Source organism: Streptomyces sp. NPDC047982 (assembly GCF_043204165.1).
Taxonomy (GTDB): Bacteria; Actinomycetota; Actinomycetes; order Streptomycetales; family Streptomycetaceae; genus Streptomyces.
On record NZ_JBIDBS010000009.1, the window covers coordinates 15,473 to 27,130 of the forward strand.

Below are 11,658 nucleotides of genomic sequence, written 5' to 3' on the forward strand. Positions count from 1 at the left end.
GGTCCGGGCGCGCCGACGCACACGCCGGGGGCCCGGTCCCGCGATCGAGTCGCGGGACCGGGCCCCTCGTCCGTACGACAGCCGGTCAGGCTTCGAAGACCTCGGCGATCAGCTGCGCCTGCTCGGCCTGGTGGCGCTTGGCCGAGCCGACCGCCGGGGAGGAGCTGTGCGGCCGCGAGATGCGGCGCAGGCGCTCACCGTGCGGGACGTCGGCACCGACGGCCAGGTCCAGGTGGTCGATCAGGTTCAGGGCGATGAACGGCCAGGCACCCTGGTTCGCCGGCTCCTCCTGCGCCCAGAGGTACTTCTCGGCGTTCGGGTACTTGGCGATCTCGGCCTGGATCTCGGCACCCGGCAGCGGGTACAGGCGCTCCAGGCGGATGAACGCGGTGTCCGTGACGCCACGCTTCGCGCGCTCGGCCTCCAGGTCGTAGTAGACCTTGCCCGCACAGAAGACGACCTTGCGGACCTCCTCCGGCTTCACCGTGTCGTCGCCGATCACCGGGCGGAAGCCGCCGGTGGTGAACTCCTCCGCCTTCGACGCGGCCGCCTTGAGGCGGAGCATCGACTTCGGGGTGAAGACGACCAGCGGCTTGTGGTGCGGGTTGTGCACCTGCCACCGCAGGAGGTGGAAGTAGTTCGACGGCAGGGTCGGCATGGCCACCGTCATGTTGTTCTGCGCGCACAGCTGGAGGAAGCGCTCCGGGCGGGCGGACGAGTGGTCCGGGCCCTGACCCTCGTAGCCGTGCGGCAGCAGCAGGGTGACGCCGGAGGTCTGGCCCCACTTCTGCTCGGCCGAGGAGATGAATTCGTCGACGACGGTCTGGGCACCGTTGACGAAGTCACCGAACTGGGCCTCCCAGATGACCAGCGACTCCGGGCGGGTCAGCGAGTAGCCGTACTCGAAGCCCATCGCCGCGTACTCGCTGAGCAGCGAGTCGTAGACGTTGTAACGGGCCTGGTCGTCGGCGAGGTAGAGCAGCGGGGTGTAGTCCTCGCCGGTCACCTGGTCGACGAGGACCGCGTGACGCTGGCCGAAGGTGCCGCGTCGGGAGTCCTGGCCGGCGAGCCGGACCGGGGTGCCCTCCATCAGCAGCGAACCGATGGCCAGGGTTTCGCCCATGCCCCAGTCGATCGTGCCGTTCTCCACCGAGGCCGCGCGGCGCTGCATCTGCGGGAGCAGGCGCGGGTGGACGGTGATCCCCTCGGGGATGTCGACCTGGGACTCCGCGATGACCTTCACGACCTCCGAGGTGACCGCGGTGTTCACGGCGACCGGGAACTCGGGCTGCGCCTCGGTGGTGTGCACCGGAGCCGGGAGCGAGGTGGCCTCGCGGACCTCCGCGAAGACCTTCTCCAACTGGCCCTGGAAGTCCTGGAGCGCCTGCTCGGCCTCTTCCAGGGTGATGTCGCCGCGACCGATGAGGGACTCGGTGTAGAGCTTGCGCACCGAGCGCTTCTTGTCGATCAGGGTGTACATCTGCGGGTTGGTGAACTCCGGGTTGTCGCCCTCGTTGTGACCGCGGCGGCGGTAGCAGATGAGGTCGATGACGACGTCCTTGTTGAACGCCTGCCGGAACTCGAAGGCCATCCGGGCGACCCGGACCACGGCCTCGGGGTCGTCGCCGTTGACGTGGATGATCGGCGCCTCGATCATGCGGGCCACGTCCGTGGCGTACATGGAGGAGCGCGAGGACTCCGGGGCGGCGGTGAAGCCGACCTGGTTGTTGATCACCACGTGCACGGTGCCGCCGGTGCGGTAGCCGCGAAGCTGCGACATGTTGAGCGTCTCGGCGACGACGCCCTGGCCCGCGAAGGCCGCGTCGCCGTGGAGCGCGATGGGCAGGACCGTGAAGTCCGTGCCGCCCTTGTTGATGACGTCCTGCTTGGCGCGGACGATGCCCTCCAGGACCGGGTCCACCGCCTCCAGGTGCGAGGGGTTGGCGGCCAGCGAGACCTTGATCTGCTCGCCGTCCAGACCGGTGAAGGTGCCCTCGGCGCCCAGGTGGTACTTCACGTCGCCGGAGCCGTGCATCGACCGGGGGTCGAGGTTGCCCTCGAACTCGCGGAAGATCTGTGCGTACGACTTGCCGACGATGTTCGCCAGCACGTTCAGCCGGCCGCGGTGGGCCATGCCGATGACGACCTCGTCGAGGCGGGCCTCGGCGGCGGAGTCGATGACCGCGTCCAGCAGCGGGATGACGGACTCGCCGCCCTCCAGCGAGAACCGCTTCTGACCGACGTACTTGGTCTGCAGGAACGTCTCGAACGCCTCGGCGGCGTTCAGGCGGCGCAGGATGCGCAGCTGCTCCTCGCGCTCCGGCTGCGGAGTGCTCGTGCGCTCGACCCGGTCCTGGATCCACTTGCGCTGCTTCGGGTCCTGGATGTGCATGAACTCGATGCCGGTGGTGCGGCAGTACGACTCGCGCAGCACACCGAGGATGTCGCGGAGCTTCATCAGCGACTTGCCGGCGAAACCGCCGACCGCGAAGTCCCGCTCCAGGTCCCACAGGGTGAGGCCGTGCTCGGTGATGTCCAGGTCGGGGTGCTTGCGCTGGCGGTACTCCAGCGGGTCGGTGTCGGCCATGACGTGGCCGCGGACCCGGTAGGAGTGGATCAGCTCGAAGACCCGCGCCGCCTTGGTCACGTCGTTGTCGTGCGAGGCGTCGATGTCCTTGAGCCAGCGGACCGGCTCGTAGGGGATGCGCAGCGACTTGAAGATCTCGTCGTAGAAGTCGCTCTCGCCGAGCAGGAGCTGGGAGACGATGCGCAGGAACTCGCCGGACGCGGCGCCCTGGATGACGCGGTGGTCGTACGTCGAGGTCAGGGTCATGACCTTGGAGATGCCCAGCTTGTTCAGGGTGTCCTGGGAGGTGCCCTGGAACTCGGCCGGGTACTCCATCGCGCCGACGCCCATGATGAGGCCCTGTCCGGGCATCAGGCGGGGCACCGAGTGGACGGTGCCGATGCCGCCGGGGTTGGTCAGGGAGGCGGTGACGCCGGTGAAGTCGTCCATGCCGAGCTTGCCGCTGCGGGCGCGGCGGACGATGTCCTCGTACGCCTGCCAGAACTCGAAGAAGTTGAGCGTCTCGGCCTTCTTGATGGCCGCGACGACGAGCTGGCGGTCGCCGTTCGGCTTGACCAGGTCGATCGCCAGACCGAGGTTGACGTGCTCGGGCTTGACCAGGGTCGGCTTGCCGTCCTTCACCGTGAAGGAGTGGTTCATCGACGGCATGGCCTTGAGGGCCTGCACCATCGCGTACCCGATGAGGTGCGTGAAGGAGATCTTCCCGCCCCGGGCGCGCTTGAGGTGGTTGTTGATGACGATGCGGTTGTCGAAGAGCAGCTTCACCGGGACGGCGCGCACGGACGTGGCCGTCGGCAGCTCCAGCGAGGCGTTCATGTTCTTCGCGACGGCGGCCGACGGGCCGCGCAGCGTCACGTACTCCGGGCCTTCGGGGGCCTCGGTGGCCGGCGCGGCGGCCGGCTTGGCCGGGGCCTTCGCGACAGGGGCCGGGGCGGCCTTCGCGGGCGCGGGCGGGGCGGTCGGCGCGGGAGCCGGGGCCGGGGGGGCTGCCGGAGCCTTCGCGGCGGGAGCCGGGGCCGGGGCGGCCTGAGGTGCGGCGGCCGGTGCGGTGGCGGCCGGGATGCCGGGAACGGGCTTGTCCGCCGTGCCGGACGCGCCCGGCTTGTAGTCGGCGAAGAAGTCCCACCAGGCACGATCGACCGAATTCGGGTCCTGGAGGTACTGCTGGTAGATCTCGTCGACGAGCCACTCGTTGGGGCCGAAAGCGGCGGCCGGGTCGGTACCCGGGGCGGCTTGATCGGTCGAGATGCTCGAGTTACTGGGGGACTGAGACGACACGGCGGCAACCGCCCTCTTCCGCTTCACAAGGTGATGGACAGCGGAAAACAAGGCTACGCCTCCGGGGCCGCTCCATGCAGGCCGGGCCGCCCTTCGTCGCGCAAGTCACATCGAAAGGCGGGTTTCGGCGCAGGGATTGGCGGGAAACGAACCTGGTTCCGCTGCACTACGGGTACGCAGGGCCGCGGCTACGGCCCCCTGGACCGTACCCCTGAAAGGGAGCGCACAGAACGCGCCCTTCCGGTTCGAACCATATGTCAACCTCGTGGCGTTTGTACCCCTGGAAGGGTGACGCGAATGCGGCATCCGCGAGCGGATTCGGCCACTCCGATGCGCCCGCCGTGCAGATCCACCGCCCAGCGGGCGATCGCCAGGCCCAGCCCCGTACCGCCGTCGCTTCCGGGGCCGTGCGGCGAGGAGACCTCGCCGCGGTTGAAACGCTCGAAGACGCGGTACCGCTCCGACTCCGGGATGCCCGGTCCCTCGTCCAGCACCTCCAGGTCCAGGGACTCCGGTCCCTCGCCGCGCCGGGCCCGCACCTGGACCCGGCCGTGCGGCGGGCTGTGCTTGACAGCGTTGTCGATCAGATTGGCCACCACCTGGTGCAGCCGTTCCGTGTCCGCGTACGCGGTCAGCTCGGGCGGCGACACGTCCAGGGCCAGGGCCACGTCCTTGCGGCCGTGGCGCCCGGAACCGGAGGACAGTCGGCCGTGCGCGGCGGCGAAGCTGTTCGCCTCCTTCAGCACCCCCGACAGATACGGCCACACCTCGAAGCGGCTCGCCTTCAGCGTGACCACTCCGTTGTCCAGCCGGGACAGGTCCAGCAGCGTCTCCACCAGCCTGCCGAGCCGCTCGGTCTGCTTCAGCGCCGTACGCATCGTCTCCGGATCGGCCGAGGACACCCCGTCCACGACGTTCTCCAGCACCGCCCGCAACGCCGCGATCGGCGTGCGCAACTCGTGCGAGACGTTCGCCACCAGTTCCTTGCGGTGCCGGTCGACGGCCTCCAGGTCGTCCGCCATGCGGTTGATCGTCTGCGCCAGGTCGCCGAGCTCGTCGCGCCGGCCGGCGCCGCTCACCCGTCTGGTGTAGTCGCCGTGCGAGATCGACCGGGCCACGGTCGTCATCTCGTCCAGCGGCGCCGTCAGGCCGTGGGCCACGAACTGGGTGATCAACAAGGTCGCGATCACGGAGAACACCGTGATGAACCGGAGCTCGGTCCTGGTCCGCAGGGCCACCATCAGCAGCCCGGTGGTGATGAACACCGAGACCACCACGAGCGTGCCCAGCTTGGCCTTGATCGAGAAGGGGCGCAGTCCGGAACCGGGCCGGGTCATGGGGCCGGGGTCTCCAGGGCGTAGCCGACACCGTGCACGGTACGGATCCGCTCCGCGCCGATCTTCCGGCGCAGCGCCTTGATGTGGCTGTCGACGGTACGGGTGCCGGAGGCGTCCGCCCAGTCCCAGACCTCGGCCAGCAACTGCTCCCGGGAGAGCACCGCGCGCGGTGTGTTCGCCAGGCACACAAGCAGGTCGAACTCGGTCGGTGTGAGGTGGACGTCCTCGGTGCGCACCCGGACCCGGCGCTGCGCGTGGTCGATCTCCAGCTCGCCGAGCCGCAGGATGCCGCTGCGCGGCGTGACCGCGGCAAGCGCCGCCCGCTCGACCCGGCGCAGCAGGACGTGCACCCGGGCCGCGAGCTCGCGCATCGAGAACGGCTTGGTCATGTAGTCGTCGGCGCCGACGCCGAGCCCGACCAGCATGTCGGTCTCGTCGTCCCTGGCGGTCAGCATCAGCACCGGCACCGGCCGCTGGGCCTGCACCCGGCGGCAGACCTCCAGGCCGTCGAAACCGGGGAGCATGACGTCGAGGACCATGAGATCGGGCTGCCACGCCTCGGCCGCGTCCACGGCCGCGGGCCCGTCGAGCGCCGTCTGCACCAGGAAGCCCTCGGCCCGCAGCCGGGCGGAAATGGCTTCGACGATCGTGGCGTCGTCCTCGACCACCAGCACCCGGCGCTGAGCGCCCGGGGTGGCCGCGACGCCGTTGTGGGTGGTGTGTGTGTGTTCCATCGCCCCGCCCCTGCCCGTCCTCACGGGGGTCATTCCCCGGGACGCGCGGTCTTCGCCAGTGGATTTCGTGGGTGATCCCGTCACCGGTCAGCAGCGTAAAGGCAGCGGGCGGTTCTCGGCTACGCAGGGTGTAACGGCCGGGGCGGGGCGGAGTGGCGGAGTGTCGGCCTTGTGATGCTTGACCCCCGGGTGTCCGGGGCCGAGCGGGACCGGTGAGTTCCTCAGACCGTCCGGATCGCGAGATGCACCACGTCGGGAACACCTCGGGCAACGCGGACCTCTTCCGTACGTACACCGCTGAATCCGGCATTCCGCAGGGCCTGTTCGAAGTCGGCGGAAGGCTGGGCGGACCACACCGCGAGCACTCCGCCCGGCGTCAGCCGCTCCCGGCAGTCCGCCAGACCGGCGGGGGAGTACAGGCTCGTGTTGTCCTCGGTGACCGTCCAGTCCGGTCCGTTGTCGATGTCCAGGCACAGCGCGTCATAACGGTCCGTAGTCGTCCGGAGGTACGCGACGAGGTCCCGCGTCAGGATCTCGGTCCGCGGATCGGCGAGCGCCCCGCCGGAGATACGGGCCAGCGGGCCCTTCAGGTGCCAGTCCACGATCGCCTGCTCCCGCTCGACGACGGCGATCCGCCCCCAGCGTGGTTCGGCGGCGGCCCGGACGAGCGAGAAGCCGACGCCGAGCCCGCCGATGAGCACCGCGGGGTCCGGGCGGTCGGCGGGCAGCGCGGCCAGCGCGGCGTCGATCAGCAGTCGCTCGGAACGTCCGTCCGAGGTGTCCATGAGGAAGCACCCGTTGGCGATGATCTCGAAGTCGTCGCCGCGTCCCCGCAGCACCACCTCGCCGTACGGGCCTTCGCGGCGGTCGAGCGTGACGGGGGCGTGGATGTCGGGGCCGAGGGTGTCGGGCATGGTGCGGATCTCCGGTGGAGGACGGACGGGGTCCCCGCCATCCTGGCCGGTCGGCACGGCCCGCGGCCACCCGGCCGCCGGTCCGGTCCGGGTGTCGCCGTGCGGGTCCGGGGTCGCGTGCACCCACTGGCGCTGCTGCTGGGCGTGGTCCGCCGGCCGCTGCCGCGCGGCACGGGAGCGGGGGATCGCGGTGAGCGCGGCCCGGGCGGCCCGGGCCCGGGTCGGAGCCGGTGACCTCCGTCCCTCCGCTCAGTCGCCACCGCCACCGCCGTCGTCGTCGCCCTGGCTCAGCCCCCCGCGCCGGCCGCCCTTCTGGGAGCGGCGTACCAACTCGCCCGCGGCAAGCGTCACGTGTGCCACGGCGCGGACCCAACGCGGTCCGCCGCGGTCCGCCCACACGACGCACACGCACCCGCCGACGGCGAACAGCAGGATCCCGACCAGTACCAGAACAGCCATGCTTCCCCCTGCGTATCCGTATGGTTCCGGGATCCTCTCAGGCCGCGAGGGGCACCCGCCAACGGGCCTGTCGGTGCGAGGGGTCGCCCGGACCGGTCACGCGGTCGCGGAACTCCTGGGAGGTGTGCCGACCGGATGCCCCCGGGGAGTGACCGGGTCTCCCTCGGAGCAATCGAGGGGCGGTCGAGCACCTTGCAGTCCAGTGCGCCCGCCAGTCGGAAGACGCGGCGAGGACGCCGAGCGCGGCCACGTGCGCCGCGGGTGGCGCCGGACGGCGGCCCGTCTGATCGCTCACGGCGAACACCGAGCGGGGAACAATGGCGGGCTCAGAAGCATTGAGTCGATGCAGCTCAACCTGACTCCGGGGTCCCGGACGCGCTGGAGGTCCCACCCGGTGACGGACGTCCGCCAGGTGCTGGAGATCGCCCTCGCGCCCGCCTCCGCCGCCCGGCCCGAGGAGAGGATCCCGGCCGCGGCGTAGCCGCCACGGCGTGACGGACGTGGCGGCACGTACGCGGCCGGTACGGACGGCCCGCCCTCCCGGCGACGGGTGGGCGGGCCGTTCCGCCGGGTGCGTATACGGGGCGCCGCGGGGGTTGTCCCCGCTCGGCGGCGGGCGCCCGCGGAGCAGCCGTACCGGGGCGGGACCGGGGGCCGGACGCCGGTCAGGGGCGGTAGACCGTCCCCGGGACCGGCTCGGCGGGAGCCATGAGCTGGGGAACGGTGACGAAGGTGTAGCCCCGCTTCTTCAGCGTGTCGACGATGCCGGGCACGGCGGGCACCGTTCCCTCGTAGATGTCGTGCAGCAGGATGATGCCGTCCTTGCTCGCCTGGTCCAGGATGCGCCTCTCGATCAGCGCCGAGTCGGTCGTGGAGTAGTCCTTGGCGGTGGCGCTCCACAGCACCTGAGCCAGCCCCAGCTCCTTGCTGATCTTTGAGACGGTGTCGTCGGTGCGGCCCTGCGGCGGACGCATCAGGCGTGGCTGCCTGCCGGTTATCCCGGCTATCGCGTTCTGGGTCTTCTCCAGCTCCGTCCGTATTCGGGCCGGCTTCTGCTCCGTCAGGATCTTGTGCGTCCAGGTGTGGTTGGCCACCTCGTGGCCCTCGGCGGCGATCCTGCGCACGGTGTCCGGGTGCTTCTTGACGTGGTGCTTGCCCAGCAGGAAGAAGGTCGCGGGCACCTTCTTCTCCTTGAGGATGTCCAGCAGGTGCGGCGTGTCCTCGCCCGGCCCCGCGTCGAAGGTCAGGGCTATGCACTTCGCCTTTCGGCAGTCCACGCGGCCGAAGGAGCCCTTGGCGTCGGAGCCCGCGTCGGCGCGGGCGTCCGCGGGCGCGGTGGTGTCCGAGCAGCCGGTGAGCGTCAGGGTGAGTGCCGTCACAAGGGCGGCGGTCAACCCCGTACCGGTCGACTTCATCTTTAAGAACAAGGCGGGTCACTCCTCCACGGCTCGGCCGGGCACACGATGCGCGGCCGAAAGGACTATACATATGGTGTATACGTCGTGTGTATACGGGGGCGGGGGAGGCGCGGAAAAGGCCGAGCCCCCGGTGACGGTTGATCACCAGGGGCGCGGCCGGGGGCGGTAGGGGGCGGTGCGCGAGCGCGCCGGACGGGCGCGGTGAGCACGGCTCAGCGGCTCGGTGCGCCGTGCCGGGTGCGTTGGACGGCGGCTCGCGGTGAGTACGGCTCAGCCGTTCGCGAGCGCCTGCAGACGGTCGTAGGCGCCGTTGAAGCGGTTGTGGTCGCCCACGTACGGGCCGGACTCGGTGTACTGCCACATCGTGTAGTAGCTCCAGCCGGCCGGGAGTTCGCCGACCGTGCTGTTGTAGCGGGCCACCCACAGCGGGTTGGTGGTGCCGAAGCTCGCGTTGTTGCCGGTGCAGGTCTTCCACCAGCTCGTCGCGGTGTAGATGACCGCGTCGCGTCCGGTGCGCGCCTTGTACGTGTTCACGAAGTCGCGGATCCAGGACACCATGGCCGACTGGCTCTTGCCGTAGCACTGGTCGCCGTACGGGTTCCACTCGATGTCGAGCACGCCGGGCAGGGTCTTGCCGTCCCGCGACCAGCCGCCCCCGTGGTCCACGAAGTAGTTGGCCTGCGTGGCCCCGCTCGTGGTGTTCGGGGTGGCGAAGTGGTACGCGCCCCGGATCATGCCGATGTTGTACGAACCGTTGTACTGCTGCGCGAAGTACGGGTTCGTGAAGTACGTGCCCTCGGTTGCCTTGACGTAGGCCCACTTCACGCCGCTGTTCCAGAGCGTCGCCCAGTCGACGTTGCCCTGGTGGCCGCTGACGTCCACACCCTCGGTCTGCACGGCGAGGGTGTTGAGCGGCAGTCCGCCCTGGCCGTCATGGGCGACGACGCCCATGCCCATCGTGGCCGTGCCGCGGGCGGGCTTGCGGGCGGCGTCGGGGGAGCCCGCGGCGCTCGCCGCGCCGGGCAGGGTGAGGAGAAGGGAAAGAGCTGCGAGCAGGGTTCCGGCCACGGCGAAGCGTGAGCGGCCAGACGTTCCGGATCCGGATCTGAGCACCGGCATGTGACTGCCTCCGAGGCGTTGGTGGGGGGCGTGCTGACCCAGGGGTGCCGGGGTGCACCCACGGTCGGCATGTCATGGTGTGGACATGCCAGGCATGACGCTACGCACGTAGACCCGTGCTTCGGAAGAGGGCCCGCGCGCTGTCGGTGGTCTAAACCTGCGAAATACTGGTCGAGCTGCGGCTATGACCGGCGGCGGAAGAAACTTTCAGCGACGGAAAAGCTCATGAGGGGAGTTGACGTGCACGGGAGCGAAAGCGGTAGTGAACGCGGCGCGACCGGTGAAAGTGGTGTGGACCACGCGTTCCTCGCCCTGGAGCGGGAGTTGGCCGTCTTCCTGCGTCGGGCACGGGCCAACTCCGGCGAGATGGCGCGCGAGGTCCATCCCGAACTGGAGCCCGCCGCTTACGGGCTGCTCGTACGGCTGGAATCGGCCGGGCGGCAGCGGGCCACCGACCTCGCGGCCTATTTCGGCGTCGGCAAGGCGACCGTGAGCCGTCAACTGCGCGCCCTGGAGAACCTCGGACTGGTGGCGCGTGAGCCCGATCCCGCCGACGGGCGGGCCTCCCTCGTCCACCTCACCGACGAGGGGCTGGCCCGCTACCGCAGCGTCCGCGACGCCCGCCGTGACCGTTACGTACGCAAGCTCGCCGACTGGGACCGTGAGGAGGTCGCCGAACTGGCCCGGCTGCTGCACCACTTGAACGCCCGCGCCGAGGGCTGAGACCGCTCTGCGTTCGGCCGGTGCGCCGTCACAGCGTCACACAGATCGCCGTCGCGTCGTCGTGCTTCTTGGAGCGGCGCAGGCGCACGCGTTCCGTGTCCGCGTGCTCCAGCGCCCTGACCTGATCGATCAGGGCCTGAGGACCTTCCTTGCGGAGCACCGCGAGGCAGTCCGCCCAGTCGCCCTCGCGGAACATCTCGGTCCAGCGGGCCGCGCCGTCGGTGAGCGCCGCCACCATGCGTACGTCGGCGAGCGGGGCGCGTCCGGTGACCGCGCGGGCCGCCACCGAGGGGTCGGCCGCCGCGGTGAAGAAGCCCCCCTCCTTGTTCCGGAGCCGCGCGTCCACGGTCGCCTCGTCGGCCAGCGAGCCCGGCGGTAGCCGATCCAGGCGGTCGTCGACGAGAGGGCGTACGGTTCCGTCGGACATACCGAACAACAGCACGGAATCGGAGAGCACCAAGTACTCGATCTCCTGTTCGCCCCAGCGCGCCACGACGACCGTCGCCTGCGGTGTCCGCGCGTGAGAAAGGTCACACGAGAGGCCGTGGGCCTCGGCCGTGCGCCGAATGGACTCGGCCAGGACCTCCTGGAGGCTCAGGTCTGGACGCGAACCGGACAGTTCGAGCAGTGAGCCGCCCAGTCGCGCGGTGAGCCAGGGGACGGAGTGAACGCACCCGTCATCGCCGTACGGTGGGGTCACCCCGTCGAGCAGGACCAGCGTTCCGCCCTGGCCGGAAGCGGGCAGGGCGGTGGCGGCCCAGTCCTCGTTCGGGCGGTCGGCGCAGCCGGCGACGGTGGTGAGTTCGATGCGCATGCGGTCAGTCTGCCTGACGTCTTCACGGGCCCTGTGTATGGCCGAAAATGGTCTGCATCAGCAGGCCAGGGGGGTGGGCCGAGCGGAAGGGGGGCCTCCGTGCCGGGTGCGGGCGGGCATCCTGCCAAAGCCTGGACCGAAGATCCAGCCGACGGGTCAGGTGTGGCCGAGGTGCTTACGGGGCAGACTTGTTCGTCAACTCTGGAGTGATGTTCACTCGTTCGGGTGGCGGAGCGGTTGATGCGCGCCCCCTTCTCAAAAGCACTGGAATGGTC

At 70.3% G+C, this 11,658-nt stretch carries 10 protein-coding genes; 2 read left to right on the top strand and 8 right to left on the bottom strand.

From position 1 onward, the window contains the following. Positions 1–85: 85 nt before the first annotated feature. The 5 genes from ACGF2V_RS13330 to ACGF2V_RS13350 form a co-directional block, all read right to left on the bottom strand. Positions 86–3,865, bottom strand: a complete 3,780-nt coding sequence (locus ACGF2V_RS13330) for a multifunctional oxoglutarate decarboxylase/oxoglutarate dehydrogenase thiamine pyrophosphate-binding subunit/dihydrolipoyllysine-residue succinyltransferase subunit (RefSeq protein WP_362629518.1) — start codon at positions 3,863–3,865, stop codon at positions 86–88. 257 nt (positions 3,866–4,122) lie between these two features. Further along, positions 4,123–5,202, bottom strand: coding sequence for an ATP-binding protein (locus tag ACGF2V_RS13335; RefSeq protein WP_362629515.1), 1,080 nt, complete (start codon positions 5,200–5,202; stop codon positions 4,123–4,125). Beyond that, complete coding sequence (locus ACGF2V_RS13340) at positions 5,199–5,936, bottom strand: response regulator transcription factor (protein WP_362705405.1); 738 nt, start codon at positions 5,934–5,936, stop codon at positions 5,199–5,201. The genes ACGF2V_RS13335 and ACGF2V_RS13340 overlap by 4 nt, the downstream gene beginning before the upstream one ends. Positions 5,937–6,157: 221 nt before the next feature. Next, the gene (locus ACGF2V_RS13345; protein ID WP_362629509.1) at positions 6,158–6,850 is read right to left on the bottom strand and encodes a spermidine synthase; all 693 of its coding nucleotides are present in this window, start codon (positions 6,848–6,850) and stop codon (positions 6,158–6,160) included. A 249-nt stretch (positions 6,851–7,099) separates the two neighbouring features. After that, positions 7,100–7,309 carry a hypothetical protein gene (locus ACGF2V_RS13350; RefSeq protein WP_362705402.1) on the bottom strand — a complete coding sequence of 70 codons (210 nt, stop codon included), beginning with the start codon at positions 7,307–7,309 and terminating at the stop codon, positions 7,100–7,102. 343 nt (positions 7,310–7,652) lie between these two features. On the opposite strand from ACGF2V_RS13350, the gene ACGF2V_RS13355 reads away from it, so the two are divergent. Continuing rightward, positions 7,653–7,790, top strand: coding sequence for a hypothetical protein (locus tag ACGF2V_RS13355; RefSeq protein WP_362705400.1), 138 nt, complete (start codon positions 7,653–7,655; stop codon positions 7,788–7,790). A gap of 184 nt (positions 7,791–7,974) precedes the next feature. On the opposite strand, the gene ACGF2V_RS13360 is transcribed toward ACGF2V_RS13355, so the two are convergent. Beyond that, positions 7,975–8,724, bottom strand: a complete 750-nt coding sequence (locus tag ACGF2V_RS13360; RefSeq protein WP_362621944.1) for a polysaccharide deacetylase family protein — start codon at positions 8,722–8,724, stop codon at positions 7,975–7,977. Between the two features lie 273 nt (positions 8,725–8,997). Further along, positions 8,998–9,846 (bottom strand): lysozyme, encoded by an 849-nt coding sequence (locus tag ACGF2V_RS13365; protein ID WP_362621929.1) that lies wholly within the window; start codon positions 9,844–9,846, stop codon positions 8,998–9,000. Between the two features lie 225 nt (positions 9,847–10,071). On the opposite strand from ACGF2V_RS13365, the gene ACGF2V_RS13370 reads away from it, so the two are divergent. Continuing rightward, positions 10,072–10,569, top strand: coding sequence for a MarR family winged helix-turn-helix transcriptional regulator (locus tag ACGF2V_RS13370; protein WP_389043730.1), 498 nt, complete (start codon positions 10,072–10,074; stop codon positions 10,567–10,569). Between the two features lie 28 nt (positions 10,570–10,597). Here the strand turns inward: ACGF2V_RS13370 and ACGF2V_RS13375 are convergent, their stop codons facing one another. Beyond that, the gene (locus ACGF2V_RS13375) at positions 10,598–11,383 is read right to left on the bottom strand and encodes a hypothetical protein (protein ID WP_362705397.1); all 786 of its coding nucleotides are present in this window, start codon (positions 11,381–11,383) and stop codon (positions 10,598–10,600) included. Positions 11,384–11,658 lie beyond the last annotated feature (275 nt).

Bases quoted from the DNA above. Each gene is read 5' to 3' on its own strand.
- ACGF2V_RS13375 (WP_362705397.1), bottom strand. From the start codon at position 11,383: ATGCGCATCGAACTCACCACCGTCGCCGGCTGCGCCGACCGCCCGAAC.
- ACGF2V_RS13365 (WP_362621929.1), bottom strand. From the start codon at position 9,846: ATGCCGGTGCTCAGATCCGGATCCGGAACGTCTGGCCGCTCACGCTTC.
- ACGF2V_RS13370 (WP_389043730.1), top strand. From the start codon at position 10,072: ATGAGGGGAGTTGACGTGCACGGGAGCGAAAGCGGTAGTGAACGCGGC.
- ACGF2V_RS13345 (WP_362629509.1), bottom strand. From the start codon at position 6,850: ATGCCCGACACCCTCGGCCCCGACATCCACGCCCCCGTCACGCTCGAC.
- ACGF2V_RS13340 (WP_362705405.1), bottom strand. From the start codon at position 5,936: ATGGAACACACACACACCACCCACAACGGCGTCGCGGCCACCCCGGGC.
- ACGF2V_RS13350 (WP_362705402.1), bottom strand. From the start codon at position 7,309: ATGGCTGTTCTGGTACTGGTCGGGATCCTGCTGTTCGCCGTCGGCGGG.
- ACGF2V_RS13355 (WP_362705400.1), top strand. From the start codon at position 7,653: ATGCAGCTCAACCTGACTCCGGGGTCCCGGACGCGCTGGAGGTCCCAC.
- ACGF2V_RS13360 (WP_362621944.1), bottom strand. From the start codon at position 8,724: ATGAAGTCGACCGGTACGGGGTTGACCGCCGCCCTTGTGACGGCACTC.
- ACGF2V_RS13335 (WP_362629515.1), bottom strand. From the start codon at position 5,202: ATGACCCGGCCCGGTTCCGGACTGCGCCCCTTCTCGATCAAGGCCAAG.